We start from the raw sequence: 20,394 nt of genomic DNA, 5'->3' as shown, positions 1-20,394 counted from the left end.
GCCGAGCCCGGGCTCACTCCCGAGCCAGGAACGCCTGCAGCGCAGCAGAATACATCGGTACATCGGCCGCACCCATCAGTTCGCGCGCGGAATGCATCGCGAGTTGGGGTGCGCCGACGTCGATGGTCGTGAGACCGGTGCGCGTCGCGGTGATCGGGCCGATCGTCGAGCCACACGGAAGATCCGCGCGATGGACGTACCGCTGCATCGGCACACCCGCGTCGTCGCAGGCGAGCGCGAAGACGGCCTCCCCCACCGCATCTGACGCGTAGCGCAGGTTCTGGTTCACCTTGAGCACCGGACCGCCGCCGATCGCGATGCGGTGTCCGGGCTCGTGACGTTCGGGGTAGTTCGGGTGCGTCGCATGGGCCATGTCACCCGACAGGCACACGCTCGCCGCCATCGCCTGCAGGTAATCGGCACGAGAACCGCCGCGCGTCAACACGATTCGCTCGCAGATCGACGCCAGGAAATCCGACGCGGCGCCGCGCTCGGAGCCGCTGCCGACTTCTTCGTGATCAAAGAGCGCGAGCATGCGGGTGTGGGCCGACGACGTCCCGTCGAGCAGCGCACGAAGCCCCGCATAGCAGGTGCCCTGATTGTCCAGACGTGGTGCGCTCAACAGGTTCTCACCCGCTCCGATCACCGCCGACGGTGCGATGTCGTGGGTCATCAGCTCCCAACCGAGCACCGAACCCGGGTCCACACCCGCATATTCGGCGACCCAACCGAGAACGTCGGGAGCCGTGTCGTCGAGTCCCCAGACGCCGTTCACGTGTCGCTGCGGATCGGGCGAGACGCCCTTGCGGTCCTCGGAGAGATGGATGGCCAGCTGCGGCACCCGCACCACCGGCTCGGTCACGTGAACGAGCGTGTACGCCACGCGATCTCCCGACCGGTACGCCAGACGCCCGGACAGACCGAGGTCGCGGTCGAGCCACGAGTTGAGCCACGCCCCGCCGTACGGCTCGAGCGCGACCATGGCCACGCCGGCCGACAGGCGGTCGGGGTTCTGCTTGACCCGCAGGTTCGGGCTGTCGGTGTGCCCGCCCACGATCCGGAATGCCGGCCCGTCGCCGGATTCCCACGCGATGATCGATCCGCCGCGGATGACGTAGAACTTCGCCGACGGTGTGCTCACCGCCGCCGGCCACGCCTCCTCCTCGAACAGCCTTGTGTATCCGGCATTCTCGAGTTCACGGGCGACGGTCGCGCACACGTGGAACGGGGACGGCGAGGCGTCGATGAAGGCGCCCAGCCCGGACGCGGACGCGCTGGTCGGGATCTTCGGACCGGTCATGGGATCTGATCTACACCGAGGCGAGGACCGAGTCGATCACCGAGTAGAACAGGCCGAGGCCGTCGTCGCTGGGACCGGTGAGCGCCTCGGTCGCGTGCTCCGGGTGCGGCATGAGGCCGACGACGCGGCCGTTCTCACTGCAGATGCCGGCGATGTCGAGGGCCGACCCGTTCGGGTTGCGCTCCGGGTAGGTGAAGACGATCCGGCCCTCACCCTCGAGCACCTCGAGCACCTCCTGCGACGCCACGTAACGACCCTCGCCCGACTTCAGCGGGATGAGGATCTCGGCGCCGCGCTCGTAGCGGGTGGTCCAGGCGGTGGTGTTGTTCTCCACGCGCAGCCACTCGTCGCGGCAGATGAAGTGCAGTCCCTCGTTGCGGGTGAGCGCGCCGGGAAGCAGGCCCGCCTCGCACAACACCTGGAAGCCGTTGCAGATACCCAGGACCGGCATGCCCTTGGAGGCCGCGTCGACGACCGAACCCATGACGGGCGCGAACCGGGCGATGGCACCGGCGCGCAGGTAGTCGCCGTAGGAGAAGCCGCCGGGGACGATGACCGCGTCGACGCCCTTCAGGTCGGCGTCGCCGTGCCACAGGCCGACGGGCTCGGCGCCGGCCAGACGGACCGCACGCGCGGCGTCGACGTCGTCGAGGGTTCCGGGGAAGGTGATGACACCGATTCGAGCGGTCATGGCCTCTTACTCCGCAACCCGGGTGACGTTGTAGTTCTCGATCACGGTGTTGGTCAACAACTCCTCCGCGATCCGCTCCAGGGTTGCGTCATCGACCGTGTCGTCGACCTCGAGCTCGAAGCGCTTGCCCTGACGGACGTCGACGATCCCGGTGAACCCGAGACGGCCGAGCGCGCCGACGATGGCCTGCCCCTGCGGATCGAGAATCTCGGCCTTGGGCATCACGTCGACCACCACTCGCGCCATGGCACCGCTCCTCAATGTCTGATGATCAGTTCTCGCCTGGTCAGCTTACCGGGTGCCCCAAATCGCCACCGCGCGCCCCGAGGCACGCCGACTTCGCTTGCGCCACGGCGTCACAGCACCGATTCGATCGCGCTGACGACCACCGGATCGGTGGGCTCGGTGCGCGGACGGAATCGGTTGACGACCTCTCCGTCGGCGTTGACGAGGAACTTCTCGAAGTTCCATTGGATGTCGCCGGACTCGCCGTCGGCGTCGGGGTACCGGGTCAGCTCGGCGTACAGCGGATGGCGGGCGTCGCCGTTGACGTCCGTCTTCTCCAGCAACGGGAAGGTGACGCCGTAGGTGGTCGAGCAGAAGGTGGCGATCTCCTCGGGGGTGCCCGGCTCCTGGCCCATGAACTGGTTGCACGGGACGCCGACCACGGTGAGGCCCTTCTCACCGTAGGTCTTGGCGAGCTGTTCGAGGCCCTCGTACTGCGGCGTGAGGCCACACTTGCTGGCGACGTTGACGATCAGCAACGGACCGGGGAAGTCCTTCAGCGAGATGTCGGAGCCGTCGAGTGCCTTGACCGGGATGTCCTTGATGTTGCCCATGTCACGACAGTAGACGCTGCGGGATCCACGTTGCGGGAGGCACAGGGCGCATCGATCCTGAGATCGGCGTCACAAGACCCGGCCGATATGCGCGATGTCACCGGATATTGCGTTTTCGCAATAGTTGCATCCGGTTTAGTATTCTCCTCGTGTCCGAGGAGAGCACCACCTGCGCCGCCACCGGCTCGATCGACGATCCGTCGATCGAGTCCGCCTCTGCGGCTCTCGAGGCGTTCCTCGACCGTCTCCTCGAACTCGGCCGACCCGAGACCATGGAGAGCCTCGCCGCCACCGACATCACGTTCTCGCAGCTGCGGGTGCTGTGCACGCTCGGCTGCCACGACGGCCCGATGCCGGTGAACGCCATCGCCGAACAGGTGCAGCTCTCCCTCGCCGCGGCCGGTCGCACGGTCGACAAGCTGGTGTGCGGCGGGTTCGTCGACCGGCGTGAGGACCCGGACGACCGCCGGATCAAGCGCATCTCGATCACCGAACAGGGCACCCGGTACCTGGAGACCCACCTCGCGTTGCAGCACGAGACCGTACGGCGCTTCGTCGCCGGGCTACCCGCCGACCTGCGCGACAACCTGCGTGACGCGCTGCAGCCCATCGTCTACGGGCCGGTCGACCACTTCGCCCTCGACGACGCCGTACCCCGGCAAGAGGCCTCGTGACCGCCGGCTCCTGCACCGATCCCATCCGGCATCGAGTCCCATCCGAATGAAGTAGATCGCCGAACGCATGTCATCAGCGTTCGCGACCGACCCGATAGGAAACACCGCATGACATCCTCCACCGGAGGCCATCTCCACGACGGTCCGCCAGACACCAAGCTCGACAAGAACGTCCTGCTGGTCGCCGGTGTGGTCGTGCTCGGCGCGATCATGTCGATCCTCGACGTCACCGTCGTCGGCGTCGCGCAGAACACCTTCCAGCAGGAGTTCAACACCGACGCCGCGGGCGCCGCGTGGACGGCGACCGGCTACACGCTGGCCCTCGCCGCGGTCATCCCGCTGTCGAGTTGGGCGGCCGCGCGCTTCGGCACCAAGAAGGTCTATCTGCTCTCGCTGGTGCTGTTCACCCTCGGTTCGGCGCTGTGCGCGCTGGCCTCGAGCATCGGCATGCTGGTGGCGTTTCGCGTGATCCAGGGCCTCGGCGGCGGCCTGCTGATGCCCATCGGCATGATGATGCTGACCAAGGCCGCGGGCCCCGAGCGTGTCGGTTCGGTCATGGCGGTCCTCGGCATCCCGATGCTGCTCGGCCCGATCTCCGGTCCGATCCTCGGTGGCGTGCTCATCGAGAACCTGAGCTGGCACTGGATCTTCCTGATCAACGTGCCGATCGGCGTCATCGCCTTCGTCTACGCCTTCGTCGTCCTGCGCGACGACGCCGAGACCGCCCCGGCATCCATCGACTGGATCGGGCTGCTCCTGCTGTCGCCGGGTCTCGCGCTGTTCCTCTACGGCATCTCGACCAGTGCCGAGCACCGCACCTTCATGACCGGCAAGGTGCTGATCCCCGCCGCCATCGGCCTGCTGCTGATCATCGCCTTCGTCGTCCACGCACTGCGCGCGAAGAAGCCGCTGCTCGACCTGCGCCTGTTCAAGAACCGGACGCTGTCCATCGCCGTCTGCACGATGGTGCTGTTCATGGTGGCGTTCTTCGGTGCGGCGCTGCTGTTCCCGCAGTACTTCATCGGCGTGCGCGGCGAGTCCACGCTGACCGCCGGTCTGCTGCTCGCCCCGCAGGGCCTCGGCGCCATGCTGACCATGCCGATCGCCGGTCGCCTCACCGACAAGATCGGCCCGGGCAAGTTCGTCCTCAGCGGCATCGTGCTGATCGTCATCGGGCTGTCGACCTTCACCATGCTGGGCGCGAACACCTCGTACTGGCTGATCTGCGGCTCGCTGTTCGTCCAGGGTCTGGGTATGGGCATGACGATGATGCCGATCATGTCCGCCGCCCTCGCGACGCTGTCGAACGCTCAGGTGCCCGACGGCTCGACACTCATGAACGTCATCCAGCAGTCGGCCACCTCGGTCGGCACCGCGGTGATCTCGGTGGTCCTCGCGAGCAGCCTGGCCGGCAAGCCGGAGGCGGGGCTGGCGATCATGGCCAACAGCTCCGATGCCCCGCTGCCCCCCGGTGTCCCGAACCCGCTGCCGGAATCGTTCTTCCAGACCGCCGCGGACGTGTTCTCCAACACCTTCACGATCTCCGTCGTGCTGATCGCGCTGACGCTCATCCCCGCGTTCTTCCTGCCGCGGAAGAAGATCGCCTCGCCACTCGTCGAGGAGGATCTGGAGCGCGGACCGATCATCATGCACTGATCGCCCCACGCGAGACGACACAGCCCCACCGGCCCTCGGGTCGGTGGGGCTGTTCCTTGGGGGACCGGGCTCAGCTGTCGAGCGCGCCCGACTGCTGCAGGATCCAGGCGATCTCGAACGAGACCTCCTCCCATTGCTTGTACCGGCCGCTGACGCCGCCGTGTCCGGCCGACATCTCCGTCTTGAGCAGGATCGGGTTGTCCGACGTCGACTTCTCCTGCAGTCGGGCAACCCATTTCGCCGCCTCGACGTATAGCACTCGGGTGTCGTTGAGCGAGGTGAGCGCGAGGATCGGCGGATACGGTTTGGCCTCGACGTTCTCGTACGGCGTGTACGACTTCATGTACTCGTAGACCTTCGGGTCGTGCAGGGGGTCGCCCCACTCGTCCCACTCGATGACCGTCAGCGGCAGCGACGGGTCGAGGATCGAGTTCAGCGCGTCGACGAAGGGCACCGACGCCAGGATGCCGTTGAACAGCTCCGGCGCGAGGTTGGCGACCGCACCCATCAGCAGGCCACCGGCCGAACCGCCCTCGGCGACCATCTGCTGTGGCGTCGTCCAGCCGGTCTCCACGAGATACCGCCCGGCCGCGACGAAGTCGGTGAAGGTGTTCTTCTTGTTCAGTTCCTTGCCGTCCTCGTACCAGTAGCGCCCCATCTCGCCGCCGCCGCGGATGTGGGCGAGGACGAACACCATGCCGCGGTCGAGCATGGACAGTCGCGCCACCGAGAAGTACGGGTCGATGCTCGCCTCGTACGAGCCGTAGCCGTAGAGCAGCAGCGGGGCGGGCCTCTTCTCGTCGGTGCCCTTGCGGCGCACGATCGACAGCGGGATCCGGGTGCCGTCCTCGGCGATCGCCCACTCACGGGACTGGACGTAGTCGGCCGGATCGTAACCGCCGAGCACCGCCTGCCGCTTCAACAGGGTGCGCTCGCCGGTCGCGACGTCGAGTTCGAACAGCTCGGCCGGTTCGATGAAGCTGCCGTAGCCGATCCGCAGGTTCGGCGCGTTCCACTCGGGGTTGGCCGCGAGTCCGGCCGAGGCGAGTTCCTGACCGAACTCGACCTCGCGGAAGTCCGACTCGGCGGGGATGCCGTCGATCTGCCGGAGGTCGGCGATGGACAGACGCGGCAACGCATCCCGACGGTAGGACAGCACCAGATAGTCGGCGAACGCGTCGAGGTCCTCGATCCGGCGGGCCGGATCGTGCGCGATCAGCGGGCGACGGTCGGCGGGGTTGCTCACCGGGGCGATGTCGACGGCGAAGTTCTCCGCCTTCTGTCCGTCGACCACGGCGTTGTGCACGATGACGAAGTAGTCCTCGCCGCCGATGACGGCGTGCTCGACGCTGTACTCGACCCCGTCGACCCTGGGTGCGACGCTGCGGAACTCCCCGGTCGGGTCGTCGGCCTCGAGAATGTAGCTCTCCGAGGTGATCTTGGATCCGACCCCGATGACGAGGTACTTGTCGCTGCGGGTGGTCCCCATGCCGACCCAGAACCGCTCGTCGGGTTCGTGGAAGACCTTCACGTCCTCGGTGCCCGCGCCGATGTCGTGGCGCCACACCGTGTCCGGGCGCCACGCGGCGTCCACGGTCGTGTAGAAGACGTGCTTGGCGTCGGCCGACCACACCGCGCTCCCCGAGGTGTCGGTGACCACGTCGCCGAGCAGCTCACCGGTGCGGAGATCCTTGATGCGCAACGTGTATCGCTCGTCGCCGACGACGTCGGTGCTGTAGGCGAGCCAGTTGCCATCGTCGCTGACCGTCAGCGCGCCGAGGCTGAAGAAGTCATGGCCCTCGGCCTCGACGTTGCTGTCGAGCAGGATCTCCTCGCCCGGCAGCTCGACGCCGTCGTCGACCGTCGGCGGGGTCCAGTCGTCCTCGGAGCGGATCGGACAGCGGCACGAGATCGAGTACTGCTTGCCCTCCTGGGTACGGGCGTAGTACCAGTAGCGGCCGCGCCGGGTGGGCACCGACATGTCGGTTTCCTTGGTGCGGCCCTTGATCTCATCGAAGATCTTCTTGCGCAGGTCGGCAAGGTGGGCGGTGTGCGCCTCGGTGTAGGCGTTCTGCGCTTCCAGCCAGGCGATCACCTCCGGGTCGTCCTTGTCGCGCAACCATTCGTAGTCGTCGACGAAGGTGTCGCCGTGGTGGGTCCGCTCCTTGGGGATCTTCTTGGCGACCGGCGGGGTCACGTCGAGACGGTCGGAGGTCACGCCACCACCTCCGCGCCCGGCCAGTCGTCGAAGGACTTCTGCGTGATCCACTCGTACGCCTCGATGTAGCGCTGCCGGGTGCGCTCGACGACGTCGTCGGGCAGCGCCGGCGGCGGCGTGTCGGAGGCCTTGTCCCAACCGGATTCGGGGCTGGTGAGCCAGTTCCGCACGATCTGCTTGTCGAAGCTGGGCTGAACCCTGCCGGGCTCGTAGATGGCGGCCTCCCAGTAGCGCGACGAGTCGGGCGTCAGCACCTCGTCGGCGAGGACGAGCTCGCCATCGTCGCCGAGACCGAACTCGAACTTGGTGTCGGCGAGGATGATCCCGCGCTCGGCGGCGAGTGCCGCACCGCGGCTGTAGATGTCGAGGGTCGCCGCGCGCAGCGCCTCGGCGCGCTCGGCGCCCTCCTGCTCGACGACCCGCTCGAAGCTGATGTTCTCGTCGTGATCGCCCTGGGCGGCCTTGGTGGCCGGGGTGAAGATCGGTTCGGGCAGCTTCGACGCCTCGGTCAACCCCGGCGGCAAGTGCACGCCGCACACCGAGCCGGTGGCCTGGTAATCGAGGAGGCCCGAGCCGGTCAGGTAGCCGCGGGCGACGCACTCGACCTGAACCATCGGCAGTTTGCGCACGACCATCGAGCGGCCGACGACCTCGGCCGGGATGCGCTCGTCGGTCGGACCGCCCGCGAGGTGGTTGGGCACGCCGAGCACGTCGAACCAGAAGAAGCTCATCGCCGTGAGGATGCGGCCCTTGTCGCCGATCGCGGGGCTCAGGATGTGGTCGTAGGCGGAGATCCGGTCGGTGGCGACCAGCAGCAGGGTGTCGGCGTCGATCTCATAGATCTCACGGACCTTGCCCGACGCCAGATGCCGGTAGGACTGCAGTTCAGGACGCATGCACACGACCCTAGAGGTTCTGACCTCGGCGCGGGACGGCAGGGATGCGGGATCCGCGGGGATCGGTGCGCCCCGGACGAGGACGACCCGCGGATCTGAGATCCTGGGTCGCATGTCAGTCACGTCCGAGCGCACTCCCGGCCCGCACGTCACCATCACCTACTGCACGCAGTGCAACTGGTTGCTGCGCGCGTCGTGGATGGCGTCGGAACTGCTCAACACCTTCGGCGCCGAACTCGGCTCGGTCACCCTGGTCCCCGGCACCGGCGGGGTGTTCCACATCGACGTCGACGGCACCCGGATCTGGGAGCGCACGCGCGACGGCGGGTTCCCCGACGCGCCCGAGCTCAAGCGGCGGGTGCGCGACGTCGCACTGCCGGACTGGAAGCTCGGCCACGCGGACAAGACGGCACCGGAGTGACCGCCTACAGGATCGGCGCAGGCGTGTAGGCCGCGGCCTCCGGGTACTGCTCGATGATCTTCTCGGCGGCCGCGATGACGTCCGCGACCTGTTGCTCGGCGGCGCCGATGAACACCGACTTGTCGGCGAGCAGTTCGTCGAGCTGGGCCCGGTCGAGCGGGATGCGGTCGTCGGCGGCGAGCCGGTCGAGCAGGTCAGGCTCCTTGCCCTCCTCGCGCATGGCGAGCGCGACGGCGACGGCGTTCTCCTTGATCGCCTCGTGCGCGGTCTCGCGACCCACGCCCGCACGCACCGACGCCATCAACACCTTGGTGGTCGCCAGGAAGGGCAGGTAGCGGTCGAGCTCGTTGGCGATGACCGCGGGGTACGCGCCGAACTCGGCGAGCACGGTCAGGAAGGTCTCCATCAGGCCGTCGATGGCGAAGAACGCGTCGGGCAGCGCGACCCGGCGGACCACCGAGCAGAAGACGTCACCCTCGTTCCACTGCGCGCCGGCGAGTTCGGCGGCCATCGAGCCGTAGCCGCGCAGGACCACGGCGAGGCCGTTGACGCGCTCGCAACTGCGGGTGTTCATCTTGTGCGGCATCGCCGAGCTGCCGACCTGACCGGGCTGGAAGCCCTCGGTGACCAGCTCGTGGCCGGCCATCAGGCGGATGGTGGTGGCCAGCGACGACGGCGCGGCCGCGACCTGGACGAGCGCCGAGATGACGTCGTGGTCGAGCGAACGCGGGTAGATCTGGCCGACCGAGGTGAACGAACGGGCGAAGCCGAGGTGATCGGCCACGCGCGCCTCGAGTTCGGCGAGCTTGGTTGCGTCGCCGCCGAGGAGGTCGAGCATGTCCTGCGAGGTACCCATCGGGCCCTTGATGCCGCGCAGCGGGTAGCGGTCGATCAGTTCGCGCAGGCGGGTCAGTGCGATCATCAGCTCGTCGGCGGCCGAGGCGAAGCGCTTGCCGAGGGTCGTGGCCTGTGCGGCGACGTTGTGGCTGCGGCCGGCCATGACCAGCGACGAGTACTGCGCGGCGCGCTCGACGATGCGGGCCAGGACCGCGACACCGTGGGCGTGCACGTGCTCCAGCGAACGGAGGATCTGCAACTGTTCGACGTTCTCGGTCAGGTCCCGGCTGGTCATGCCCTTGTGGATCTGCTCGTGACCGGCGAGGGCGTTGAACTCCTCGATCCGCGCCTTCACGTCGTGGCGGGTGACCCGCTCGCGCTCGGCGATCGACTCCAGGTCGACCTGGTCGACGACCCGCTCGTAGTCGGCGATGGCCTCGTCCGGCACCTCGATGCCCAGGTCGCGCTGCGCCTTCAGGACGGCGATCCACAGACTCCGCTCGAGCTCGATCTTGTGGGTGGGCGACCACAACCGGGCGAGGTCGGCGGAGGCATAGCGGCTGGCCAGGACATTGGAGATGGCGGGCTTCGACACCCGCTCAGTGTAGGTCGCGCCCGCGCCGATCCCGAATCCCCCGTTGTCCCGGGCCGGCGGATCAGAACGCGATGCACGCCCCGTCGGAGCCGTATCCCTGGCGCACGCGCACCAGCGTCGGCTTCGACGCCTGGCCGTTCTGCACCGCGACGAGGTACTTGTCGCCGATCCGCCGCGGTACCCAGGTGACCGAGGCCAGCGCCCCCGACGGGAGGTCCCGGCCGATGAAGCGGGGCGGGAGGCCCGGCTTGATCTCGTAGAACTCGACCCATCCGGAGGAGTTGACCGGAACGGTCACCGGATAGGTGCAGTTGGTTCCGTAGAACGCCGACGACAACGGCACCCCGGCGTCGACCCGGCCCGCGGGCGCGGCGTGTGCGGCCGGTGCGATCGACGCCGACACCGCGAACGTCAGCACCGCCGCGAGACCCGCCGTCGCGGTCACACCCACTGCACGAGATCTGCGCATCCTGCCTCCCCCGAACATCCGATCCTCTTTCCGCGTCACTCCCTGGGCGCCAACACGTCGACGACGTCGAGCAGGGCGTCGTGCACCGCGTCGATCGGCCGGACCGCGGTCTGCCCGAGCGCCCCGACGATGGCACCGTCCTCGATGCCGATCAGCTGGGCGATGTGGGCGGGGTCGGCGACGCGGCCGGACTTGGTCAGCACGTCGATGTGGCACCCCGTCAGCGAGCGCCACCGCTGCGTCACGACCTCCCGGAGCTGCGGGTACCGCGCCGAGAGCGCGATCATCTCGTAACGCGCGGACAACTGCTGGATGGTCGTGTCCTCCCCGACGAAGACCTCGGCGAGCGCCGTCGCGGTGGCGTTGGTGCCACGACGGCGACGCGGAAGAGCCTTGGCGCGCTCGGCGATTGCGGCCTCGTCGTGCTCGCACACGCTGGCCGCCGCCTCGGCCATCAGGTCGTCGAGGGACTCGAAATAATAGGTCGTCGACGCCAGCGGGAGCTGGGCCCGCTCGGCGACCGCGCGATGCCGCACGGCGTCGAAACCGCCCTCGAGCAGCAACTCGCCGGCAGCCTCGATCAACCGAGACCGCCGTCGCGCGCCCTTGGGAGTCGCCGCCGACGTCATCATGTGGTTCATGCTGCCAAAGCCGTCCGTGGCGGCGTACTGCTTTTGGCCAAAGCCGTACACTCCCAGACGCTTTCATGCACGAACGGGTGCCACACCCCGTCGGGACCGGTCGCCGGGACGGCGTCAGTCGGTCATCGGACAAGGCGTCTGCCTGCGCCTTTTCCGCATTTACCGTGGATTCCATGCAGTTCGACGGCCTTCACGCTGTCGCCGACTACGCGGCGCTCTACACCGCCCTGAGGCAGGCCGCGCTCGTCGATTTCCTCTGCGCGAGGCTGGGATCGTTCGACGTGCGTTGCGACTCCGACCGGCGGACCGTCGTGTTCTCGTCGACCCGCCCGGATCGCCGCGACCGCGTCATCCGGTCGAAGGCCGCGCTGGTCGCCGTCGTCGCACCCCACGACGTGGTGTGGGGCTGGAGCCTGACCGGCGACGGCGAGGCCGGTCCGACGTCCGCCCTGCGCGACACTGTCGCCCGTCTCGGCCTGGACGAAACCGGCGCTGTCCGAGCCGACCTCCCGTCCGGCGTCGCGACCAGCCGGGGCACGGACGACGCCGAGGACCCGGACGGGGTCGTCGACCTCATCGCCGCGGCCGCCGTCGAGAGCACCGGCATCAGTCCGCATTGCACGGTTCCGCTCGACGGCCACGCCCGCGCCCTGTTCCTCCTCGAGGGCCTGCCCGTGCCCGAACCGAGCTTCGCCGACTTCGCGACGAGACTGCCGATGGTGCTGGATTCTCTTGCGGTGCGCGATCATCGGGTCGCGATCCACGGGATGGCCGCCCGCCGCGGCTGGCACATCAGCTGGCGCACCGGCAGCGACCGCGGACGTTCACCGATCTGTGACGTGACCGACGGTCGATCCGTGGCCCACGTGGACTTCGATCGACGTGGGCGGCCGGTCGGCTACCGGTGCCGGCTGGCCGCGGCGGACTGAGCGCCCAATATACCCCTGGGGGTATATTGGGTCGCACACGGAGTGCACGAGAGGAAGCCATGGAACTCGGATATCGCACCACGCTGCAGACCACCTTCGACGACGCGGTCGCGCGTACGAGAGAGGCGCTGGGCGCGGTGGGGTTCGGCGTACTCACCGAGATCGACGTCACGTCGACGTTGAAGAAGAAGCTCGACGAGGACATGGAGAACTACCTGATCCTCGGTGCGTGCAATCCGCAGTTCGCCCATCGCGCGCTCGGCATCGAACGGCAGATCGGCCTGCTCCTCCCCTGCAACGTCGTCGTGCGCGACGACCCGGAGAAGGAGGGATCGGTCATCGTCGAGGCGATGAACCCCGACATCATGGTCGCGGTGACCGATGCGCCCGGCCTCCCCGAGGTGGCGGCGGGTGCCGGCGAGCTGCTACGAAAGGCGATCTCCTCGCTGGGCGACTGACCGGCCCGTCGTAAGCGGCCGTCAAGAGGGAGACAGATTTCTCACAACGTCGGCGAGTCTGCGTACGCGGCGTTGCGCCGTGGCCCGGGTTCACCATTACCCTGTTGACTCGATGAACCGCGTGCGTTCCCACCTCCCCGACTCCGCCGACCGCGATCTCCCGCGTGTGGGGCGTCGTGCTGTGCTCGCCGCCGGACTCGGTGCGGCCGCCCTCGGCGTCGCCGCATGTTCCGACACCTCGCCGTCGACGTCGTCGGTCGAGCCGCGCAACCTCGAGGGCCGGGTCGCCGACGACGAACTGCCCGTCGAGGCGTCACCGCCCCCGGTCACCAGCGGCCCGCCGCTCATCACCGGCAGCTTCAGATCGGCACGGATGGGCGGCCGCGACACGCGCTGGGCGGTCGCGCGCCCCAACGGCGTGACGGGCAAGCTGCCCGTCGTCCTGGTGTTGCATGCGCTGAACACCAACGAGAAGACGATCTTCTCGCCGAAGCTCGAGATGCAGACGGTGCTGCAGCAGTACGTCGACAACGGCAACCCGCCGTTCGCGCTGGCCGCCGCCGACGTGGGCCGCAACTACTACCACCGGCGTCTCGACGGCACCGACGGCGGCGCGATGATCCTCGACGAGTTCCTGCCGATGCTCGCGAGCAACCCGGAGCTGAACCTGTCGACCGAGCGCTTCGGCCTGTTCGGCTGGTCGATGGGCGGCTACGGCGCGCTGCGCCTCGCGGCGCTGGTCGGCGCGCCGCGCGTCGCGGCGGTCGCCGTGAGCTCACCCGCACTGTGGGCCGATCCGCGCAACTTCCCGCCCCGCGCGTTCGACAGTCTCGCCGACTACCAGGAGAACTCGCTGTTCGGCGCGCAGCCGTCGTTCGCGAAGATCCCGATCCTGATCAACATCGGATCGAGCGATCAGTTCTACACCTACACCCGGCAGTGGGCCGCGGGCCTGCGCCCGCCGGCCGCGTTCGGGACCGCCGCGGGCGGCCACACCAACCGCTACTGGCGCAGCGTGCTGCCGGAGCAGGTGGAGTTCCTGGGTCGGAATCTCGCCGTCTGATCCCGCGCGATCCGATCCCTCACAGACCGGATCTCGGGGTCCGATTCCCACGGTCTGGTCCCGCCCCGCGACGGGCTCGACTCAGATGCCGATCTGACCCTCGAGCGCCTTGCGGCCGATGTCGGAACGGTAGTGGGAACCGGGCAGCTTGATCTTCTCGATGCGGGCGTACGCCTGCGCGCGGGCCTCGGCGAGATCGGCGCCGGTGCCGACGACCGCGAGCACGCGACCGCCGGCGGACACGATCTGGCCGTCGGCGTTGCGGGCGGTGCCGGCGTGCAGGACGCCCTCGTACTCGGCGCCGGTGATGACGTCGCCGGTGCGCGGCGTGCCCGGGTAGTTCTCGGCGGCGACGACCACGGTGACCGCGGCGCCGTCCTGCCACTCGAGCGGGGGCAGGTCTGCGAGCTTGCCCGTCGCGGTGGCGTTCAGCGCCCGGCCGAGCGGCGATTTCAGCAGTGCGAGCACCGCCTGGGTCTCGGGATCGCCGAAGCGGCAGTTGAACTCGACGACGGCCGGGCCGTCCTTGCCGATCGCGAGTCCGGCGTACAGCAGGCCCGAGAACGGGATGCCGCGCTTGACCAGTTCGGCGGCGACGGGCTTGACGATCTCGTCGACGATGCGCTCGGTCATGCCCTCCGGCAGCCACGGCAGCGGGGTGTAGGCGCCCATGCCGCCGGTGTTGGGTCCGGCGTCGTTGTCGCCGACGCGTTTGTGGTCCTGCGCGGGCAGCAGCGGGACCACGGTCTCGCCGTCGACGAGGCAGAACAGGGAGACCTCGGGGCCGTCGAGGAAGCTCTCGAGCAGCACCGGGTGACCGGCCTCGAGGCATTCGGCGGCATGGTCGCGCGCGACGGCGCGGTCGGTGGTGACGACGACGCCCTTGCCCGCGGCGAGACCGTCGTCCTTGACGACCCAGGTCGGTCCGAAGCGATCCAGCGCGGCGTCGAGGTGGGCCGGGTTGTCGACGACCTCGGCGTGGGCGGTGCGGACACCGGCGGCGGCCATGACGTCCTTGGCGAAGGCCTTGGAGCCCTCGATCTGGGCGGCCTTCGCGCTCGGGCCGAAGGTGGCGATGCCCGCCTCGCGCAGGGCGTCGGCGACACCGGCGACCAGCGGGACCTCCGGACCGATCACGACCAGGTCGACGTCGAGTTTCTTGGCGAGCGCGACCACGGCCTCACCGGAGACGATGTCGACGGCGTGGTTGGTGGCGATGGCCGACGTGCCCGCATTGCCCGGGGCCACATGCAGGTCGGTGACCGACGGATCGTTCTTCAGGCCGATGAGAAGGGCATGTTCGCGGCCGCCCGAGCCGATCACGAGTACGCGCACGAACACAGACTCTAATCGACCCGGCCCCGCGTGGCGTCAGGCGGTGAGAGCCGCCGGCGCCCGCTCGCGACGCCCGGCGCCGGCCAGCTCGTCGACGGCGACCATCACCACCGGGGCCAGCGACGCGATGACGAGCGAGACGATCACCGACGCCCCGGCCGCGCAGGCGATCATCGACGCCGCGAGCACCGCGATCACGAGGGCTGCCTGGACGAGGGTGACGGGATCGAAGCCCACGAGGTACCGGTCCATGAGCAGGATGCCGAGGCAGAACACGGCCAGCGGGACCGAGAAGCTCGCGACCACGGTCTCGTCGACGATCTCGGCGTGATGCTCGAGAAACAGGGCCGCCACGTGGAGCCCGACGCCCACACCGACCGCGGCCATGAACAGCGCGATGTGCCCGTATCCCCACGGGAAGCACTTGTCGCGGCGGGCGTGCAGCACCTCGCCGACGGGCACCGCGGCGTAGGCCCACCACATCGCGAAGGTCGTGGTCATCGCGAAGAAACCGAGGACCGCGGTGCCGAACGTCCAGCCGTCGACGGCGACCTGCGCGCTCAGCAGCGCGACCACGCCGACGACACCCTCACCGAGGGTGATGATCGTCAGCAGCGAATAGCGTTCGGCGATGTGATGGGCGTGCCACGGTGTGCCGCCGGCGCGGGTCTCGGCGATGACCGGACCCGACAGCTCGATCAGCCCGGCGACCAGCATCGCCACGATCGTCGGCACCAGCGGCAGGTGCGCGATCGCGATGGCGACCCAGGCGATCTGCGCGACGACGGTCGCGACGGCGTAGGTCAGGCAGGCGCGACGGCACCGCTCACTCTCCGCGGCCGCCCGCAGCCACTGGATGATCATGCCGGCGCGCATCACCACGTAGCCGAGGATCATCACCCGGTTGTCGATGTCGCCGCCGTGCGCCACCGAGGTGAACACCGAAGGGATGCCGACCGCGATGATCGCGACGCCGACCATCTGCACGAGGGTGACGACCCGGAACACCCAGTCGTCGGTGTCGAACGCGGACGCGAACCAGGAGAAGTTGATCCAGGCCCAGATCGTCGCGAAGGTGCACAGGACGAACCCGACGATCGCCGCGGTGTAGTGGGCCTCGGCCAGTTGGTGTCCCGCCGAGCTCGTCGCGACGGAGAAGCCGACGACGAAGACGAGGTCGTAGAAGAGTTCGAGACCGGTTGCCACCCGCCCTTCCTCGTGCGGGTCGCGACCGGTCATCCGGATCAGTCGTGAGCGCGTATGCGCGGTCGGCTGCGCCGACGCCTGTGTGGTGTCCTCCCCCGGTTTCACAGCCTGAACTCTAGATCGCGACGACCGCATCCACCAGGGGAAGCGCGAGGCCGCCCCGGTGAATGCGTCGTTCAGTTCTTCGGTCGGGTCAGGTCGTACTCGGTCACCCCGTCGACCGCGACCGCGGTGAAGTTCTCCTGAACCCAGGCGCTGATCTGCCACGCCGGACGCCCGGAGCCGATACCCATGCCGTCGGCTTCCATGCCGGGTCCGCCACTGCCGCCGAGGAACCAGTGGATCTTCTTCTCGCGACCAGCTTCTGGAACTGCACCAGCGTCGGCGACGGGTCGCTGCCGTCGGAGCCGCCGATCGGACGAGTACCCGGTCTCCAGCTCCGACTACCAGCACCGCGTAGCGCAGCCACGGCACGAAACCCGGGGTCCGGTCGAGCAGGACGAAGCCCAGATCGCCGCGATCCACACCGACGCGCCGAGCGCGAGCCGCACCCACAGCCGGCCGCGGTGCGACCAGCAGACCGTCGCGCCGCCGGCGACGAGTGCGGCGACCGCCGGGGGCGAGAGCCGCGGTGTAGTACTGGTGGAAGATCCCCGCCATGAAGCTGAAGGCACCCATGGTGACCAGCAGCCACAGACCCCAGACCACGAGGAATGCGCGGCGGGTGTCGGTACGTCGGGCCTCGCCGATGAGCGCCATCGCGACGACGGCGGCCACAGCTCGACGGCGAGAATCCACCAGCCGGCGCTGACGATCATCGCACCGAGCGCCGCGAACAGTTGGCCGAGGCGATGCAGCCAACCGCCGGGCCCGAAGGCCAGGTACATCAGCGCCTCGGGCACCGGGATCGACCACGAGTTCACGCCGAAGATCCGCGCGGACAATCCCGGAATCCAGAGGGAGGCAGGTGGTTTGTCGACGGTGATGGAGGCGGCCATGTCGCTCCACCCGAACAACCACGCCTTCCACGACTCCGATCCGGCCTGGATGCCCGCGGAGTAGAACGAGTTGGCCCATCCGTTGATCGAGAGGTTCCACAGGTAGATGACGCCGGTCCCGGTCGGCAGCGCAGCCAGCGAGAAATGCTCCCACAGATGGGTTTTCGGCGCCACCGCGTGCAGGAGCGCCAGCGATGCGGCGGTGAGTACCCAGTCGACGACGAACACGCCCAGGCCGACCAGCTGGTGCCGCAAGCGCGTTGTCCCGGCCGCGGACGCCGAAGCTGAAACGGCGGTTGGCCGCGGTGTTGAGCACCGCGTGATCGCCAGCGCGACGAAGTTCGACACCTGCGCACCCAGGAACGAGTGCCGGGCGAGAAACAGGACCGCGAAGGCGATCGTCGACGCCGCCCCGACCACGCAGACGACCACGGTGCACCCCGAGGCTCCCGCCGGTCTGGCTCTCCGCTGCGAGGTTCCTGCGAACGGTTCCGGCCGGTCACGGGCGCACTGTGCGCGGCGCGAGCTGCGGTGTCGGCGTCCGCCTCTACATTGGGGCCCATGGCCGTCACCCTGACCCCGGACCAGCTGTCCGCCGCGAACCGCGTCATCACCAGCCTGGCGGGTGAGGGCGCCCGGCTCCGGGAGGACCAGCTGCGCGCGGTGACCGCACTGGCCGGCGGCGAACCCGGAGCGCCCGGGGCCCGCGTGCTGGTGGTCCAGGCGACGGGCTGGGGCAAGTCGGCGGTGTACTGGTCGGCGACCGCGATCATCCGCTCCGGCGGGGGCGGGCCGACGCTCATCGTGTCCCCGCTGCTGTCGCTCATGCGCGATCAGGTGGCCGCCGCCGAGCGCGGCGGGCTGTCCGCGGCGACGCTGAACTCGTCGAACGTCGAGGAGTGGTCGGCCATCGAGGCGCGGCTGGCGGCGGGCGACCTCGACGTGTTGCTCGTGTCGCCGGAGCGCCTGGCCAACCCCGGGTTCGGCCGGCGAGTGCTCGACGCGCTGGCCGGGAATCTCGGCCTGCTGGTGATCGACGAGGCGCACGCCGTGTCGGACTGGGGGCACGACTTCCGGCCCGACTACCGGCGCGTCGCCGACGTGCTGCGGTCGGTCAACCCGACCACCCCGGTTCTCGCCACCACGGCGACCGCCAACGCGCGCGTCACCGAGGACGTCGCCGCCCAGCTCGACTCCGGCTCCGACGCCCCGACACTCGTCCTGCGCGGGCCACTCGCCCGGAAGTCGTTGCACCTCAACGTCCTCGACGGGCTCTCCCCGGTTCAGCGGTACGGCTGGGTGGCGCAGGCACTCCCCCACCTGCCGGGTTCGGGCATCGTGTACGTGCTCACCGTCGCCGACGCCGACCGCCTCGTCGAGGCCATCCGCGCCGTCCACGGCGACGAGCTGCCCGTGGCCGCCTACACCGGCCAGCTCGACGCCGACCGGCGCCATGAACTCGAAGATGCGTTGCTGCGCGACGAGGTCAAGGCGCTCGTCGCGACGTCGGCGCTCGGCATGGGATACGACAAGCCCGACCTCGGCTTCGTCGTGCACGTCGGCTCGCCGCCGTCGCCGGTGTCCTACTACCAGCAGGTGGGCCGTGCCGGCCGCGCACTCGACGACGCGGTGGTGATGCTGCTGGCGTCACAGACCGACGACCGCATCTGGGAGCACTTCGCGACGGCGACCATCCCCGACCCGGGCAAGATGCGCGATCTCCTCGCCGCACTCGAGGAGGCCGGCGAACCGCAGTCCGTCGTCCAGCTCGAGGCCGCGACCCGGTTCCGGCGCACGCGAATCGAGTTGATGCTCAAGCAACTCGCCGTCGACGGCGCCACCGACCGCACCCCCGACGGCTGGATCGCCACCGGCAAGCCCTGGGCCTACGACGCCGCTCACTACGAGGGCGTCCTCGCCGTCCGGCGCCGCGAGGCCGACATCATGCGGGACTACATCGCCGGACGCACCTGTCTGATGCGGCTGCTCACCGAGTCCCTCGACGACCCGGAGGCCGCCGACTGCGGACGCTGCTCGGTCTGCCGCGGACGGCTCAGCGAGGGCCTCCCCGACTCCGTCGACGCCGAGGTGGTCCGCACGATCACCGCGACGCTGCGACGCAAGGCCCAGATCCTGGAACCGCGCAAGATGTGGCCGGGCGGCGAGTTCGGCCGTCGCGGACGGATCCCCGCCGGTCAGCTGGCCGAAACCGGACGAGTGCTGGCCCATGCCGACGCACCCGAATGGGTCGAGGTGCTCGCCGCGGCGCGCGGCGCCGACGAGCGCGCACTCGCCGAGCTCGGCGACGCGGCCGTCGCGACCCTGTCCGCATGGGTGCGCGAGACCGGCATCCGGGCCGACGTCATCGTGTCCCTACGGCTGACCGGCACCACCTTGGCGGAGACGCTCGCCGAGCATCTGCGCGCGGTCGGAAAACGCGGTGGCGGAACCTATCCCGTGCGTCCGGGCGATCCGCCCGCCGATGCCACCGGCGCGGTCGAGGCCACCTACTGGCGTGATCATCTCGGCGATCCGCCCGACGTGACGGGCCAGAACGTGCTGCTCGTGGTCGACGCCAGCTCGTCGGGCTGGCCGATCACGCTCGCCGCCGCCGCGCTTCGCGAGGCCGGTGCGGCGGCGGTGCTGCCGTTGCTGATCCACCGAACCGTCTGACCCTCGCCGTCAGTCCGCGACGTGCTCGCCGAAGCCGAGTTCGCGCAGGCTCGCGCGGATCTTCTCGGCGGCGGCGTCGAGTTCCTCGGGCTTGGCGTTCTTGTTCGCGTTGGCGAGATCGAAGGTCTCGAGCGAGAGGCCCTGGAAGACGTGGATGTGCACGTGCGGGACCTCGAGACCGGCGATCAGCAGACCGATGCGTGGCGCGTCGAAGGCGTGCCGGACCGCCTGGCCGACCTTCTGCGCGACCCCGCTGAGGTGCGCGAACAGCGCGGGGTCGATCTGCTCCCAGTGGTCGACCTCCGCACGCGGGACCACCAGCACGTGGCCGGGTGTGACGGGTTCGATGGTGAGGAACGCGACGGCCTGCTCGTCCTTCCAGACGAACCGTCCCGGGAGATCGCCGTTGATGATCATGCTGAAGACCGATGCCATGGACACGAGTCTAGTGTTCTGGCGCACCTCGGCCGTGTATGTGCGCCGGGCTGTCGGGGG

Annotated in this window: 20 protein-coding genes and 1 pseudogene; 7 read left to right on the top strand and 14 right to left on the bottom strand. The window is 69.2% G+C overall.

Annotation, left to right across the window (positions count from 1 at the left end):
- Positions 1 to 13: 13 nt before the first annotated feature.
- The 4 genes from ABFT43_RS01930 to ABFT43_RS01915 form a co-directional block, all read right to left on the bottom strand.
- The gene (locus ABFT43_RS01930; protein ID WP_347958717.1) at positions 14 to 1,300 is read right to left on the bottom strand and encodes a M18 family aminopeptidase; all 1,287 of its coding nucleotides are present in this window, start codon (positions 1,298 to 1,300) and stop codon (positions 14 to 16) included.
- A gap of 10 nt (positions 1,301 to 1,310) precedes the next feature.
- Complete coding sequence (purQ, locus tag ABFT43_RS01925; protein ID WP_347958716.1) at positions 1,311 to 1,991, bottom strand: phosphoribosylformylglycinamidine synthase subunit PurQ; 681 nt, start codon at positions 1,989 to 1,991, stop codon at positions 1,311 to 1,313.
- 6 nt (positions 1,992 to 1,997) lie between these two features.
- Positions 1,998 to 2,237, bottom strand: coding sequence for a phosphoribosylformylglycinamidine synthase subunit PurS (gene purS, locus ABFT43_RS01920; RefSeq protein WP_347958715.1), 240 nt, complete (start codon positions 2,235 to 2,237; stop codon positions 1,998 to 2,000).
- 110 nt (positions 2,238 to 2,347) lie between these two features.
- On the bottom strand, positions 2,348 to 2,830 hold the full coding sequence (locus tag ABFT43_RS01915) for a glutathione peroxidase (protein WP_347958714.1): 483 nt from the start codon (positions 2,828 to 2,830) through the stop codon (positions 2,348 to 2,350).
- Between the two features lie 149 nt (positions 2,831 to 2,979).
- Here ABFT43_RS01915 and ABFT43_RS01910 point away from each other — a divergent pair, with 149 nt between their 5' ends.
- Entirely contained in the window at positions 2,980 to 3,504 is a 525-nt protein-coding gene (locus ABFT43_RS01910) for a MarR family winged helix-turn-helix transcriptional regulator (RefSeq protein ID WP_347958713.1), read from the top strand.
- Positions 3,505 to 3,612: 108 nt separating this feature from the next.
- A complete protein-coding gene (locus ABFT43_RS01905) occupies positions 3,613 to 5,160 on the top strand; it encodes a DHA2 family efflux MFS transporter permease subunit (protein ID WP_347958712.1) in 1,548 nt (515 codons plus the stop codon).
- Positions 5,161 to 5,230: 70 nt separating this feature from the next.
- Here ABFT43_RS01905 and ABFT43_RS01900 read toward each other — a convergent pair whose 3' ends face one another.
- Entirely contained in the window at positions 5,231 to 7,378 is a 2,148-nt protein-coding gene (locus ABFT43_RS01900) for a S9 family peptidase (protein ID WP_347958711.1), read from the bottom strand.
- On the bottom strand, positions 7,375 to 8,274 hold the full coding sequence (locus tag ABFT43_RS01895) for a phosphoribosylaminoimidazolesuccinocarboxamide synthase (protein ID WP_347958710.1): 900 nt from the start codon (positions 8,272 to 8,274) through the stop codon (positions 7,375 to 7,377). The genes ABFT43_RS01900 and ABFT43_RS01895 overlap by 4 nt, the downstream gene beginning before the upstream one ends.
- Positions 8,275 to 8,386: 112 nt before the next feature.
- Here ABFT43_RS01895 and ABFT43_RS01890 point away from each other — a divergent pair, with 112 nt between their 5' ends.
- Positions 8,387 to 8,695: a SelT/SelW/SelH family protein gene (locus tag ABFT43_RS01890; RefSeq protein WP_347958709.1), complete on the top strand. Its 309-nt coding sequence runs from the start codon at positions 8,387 to 8,389 to the stop codon at positions 8,693 to 8,695.
- Positions 8,696 to 8,699: 4 nt separating this feature from the next.
- Here ABFT43_RS01890 and purB read toward each other — a convergent pair whose 3' ends face one another.
- The 3 genes from purB to ABFT43_RS01875 form a co-directional block, all read right to left on the bottom strand.
- Entirely contained in the window at positions 8,700 to 10,127 is a 1,428-nt protein-coding gene (gene purB / locus ABFT43_RS01885; protein ID WP_347958708.1) for an adenylosuccinate lyase, read from the bottom strand.
- Between the two features lie 61 nt (positions 10,128 to 10,188).
- Positions 10,189 to 10,596, bottom strand: coding sequence for a hypothetical protein (locus ABFT43_RS01880; RefSeq protein ID WP_347958707.1), 408 nt, complete (start codon positions 10,594 to 10,596; stop codon positions 10,189 to 10,191).
- Between the two features lie 35 nt (positions 10,597 to 10,631).
- On the bottom strand, positions 10,632 to 11,225 hold the full coding sequence (locus tag ABFT43_RS01875; RefSeq protein WP_347959245.1) for a TetR/AcrR family transcriptional regulator: 594 nt from the start codon (positions 11,223 to 11,225) through the stop codon (positions 10,632 to 10,634).
- 185 nt (positions 11,226 to 11,410) lie between these two features.
- Between ABFT43_RS01875 and ABFT43_RS01870 the strand changes: the two genes are divergently transcribed.
- From ABFT43_RS01870 to ABFT43_RS01860, 3 genes are all read left to right on the top strand, one after another.
- Positions 11,411 to 12,166 carry a DUF6882 domain-containing protein gene (locus ABFT43_RS01870; protein WP_347958706.1) on the top strand — a complete coding sequence of 252 codons (756 nt, stop codon included), beginning with the start codon at positions 11,411 to 11,413 and terminating at the stop codon, positions 12,164 to 12,166.
- Positions 12,167 to 12,225: 59 nt separating this feature from the next.
- Entirely contained in the window at positions 12,226 to 12,624 is a 399-nt protein-coding gene (locus ABFT43_RS01865) for a DUF302 domain-containing protein (RefSeq protein ID WP_347958705.1), read from the top strand.
- 112 nt (positions 12,625 to 12,736) lie between these two features.
- Complete coding sequence (locus tag ABFT43_RS01860; protein WP_347958704.1) at positions 12,737 to 13,687, top strand: alpha/beta hydrolase; 951 nt, start codon at positions 12,737 to 12,739, stop codon at positions 13,685 to 13,687.
- A gap of 81 nt (positions 13,688 to 13,768) precedes the next feature.
- Here ABFT43_RS01860 and purD read toward each other — a convergent pair whose 3' ends face one another.
- The 4 genes and pseudogenes from purD to ABFT43_RS01845 all read right to left on the bottom strand — a co-directional run.
- A complete protein-coding gene (gene purD, locus ABFT43_RS01855) occupies positions 13,769 to 15,022 on the bottom strand; it encodes a phosphoribosylamine--glycine ligase (protein ID WP_347958703.1) in 1,254 nt (417 codons plus the stop codon).
- A 36-nt stretch (positions 15,023 to 15,058) separates the two neighbouring features.
- Entirely contained in the window at positions 15,059 to 16,261 is a 1,203-nt protein-coding gene (locus tag ABFT43_RS01850; RefSeq protein WP_347959244.1) for a low temperature requirement protein A, read from the bottom strand.
- 143 nt (positions 16,262 to 16,404) lie between these two features.
- Complete coding sequence (locus ABFT43_RS22655) at positions 16,405 to 16,536, bottom strand: hypothetical protein (RefSeq protein WP_457590099.1); 132 nt, start codon at positions 16,534 to 16,536, stop codon at positions 16,405 to 16,407.
- A 130-nt stretch (positions 16,537 to 16,666) separates the two neighbouring features.
- Positions 16,667 to 17,418, bottom strand: a pseudogene (locus tag ABFT43_RS01845) (glycosyl transferase); the annotation flags it as partial.
- A gap of 369 nt (positions 17,419 to 17,787) precedes the next feature.
- Here ABFT43_RS01845 and ABFT43_RS01840 point away from each other — a divergent pair.
- Positions 17,788 to 19,899 (top strand): RecQ family ATP-dependent DNA helicase, encoded by a 2,112-nt coding sequence (locus ABFT43_RS01840; protein ID WP_347958702.1) that lies wholly within the window; start codon positions 17,788 to 17,790, stop codon positions 19,897 to 19,899.
- Positions 19,900 to 19,908: 9 nt separating this feature from the next.
- On the opposite strand, the gene ABFT43_RS01835 is transcribed toward ABFT43_RS01840, so the two are convergent.
- Positions 19,909 to 20,334, bottom strand: a complete 426-nt coding sequence (locus ABFT43_RS01835) for an HIT family protein (protein WP_347958701.1) — start codon at positions 20,332 to 20,334, stop codon at positions 19,909 to 19,911.
- Between the last annotated feature and the right edge of the window lie 60 nt (positions 20,335 to 20,394).

This window comes from Gordonia aurantiaca, from assembly GCF_039939235.1.
Lineage (GTDB): Bacteria > Actinomycetota > Actinomycetes > Mycobacteriales > Mycobacteriaceae > Gordonia.
The sequence above is the reverse complement of the archived record's forward strand: the minus strand, read 5'-3'. Positions and strand labels throughout refer to the sequence as shown.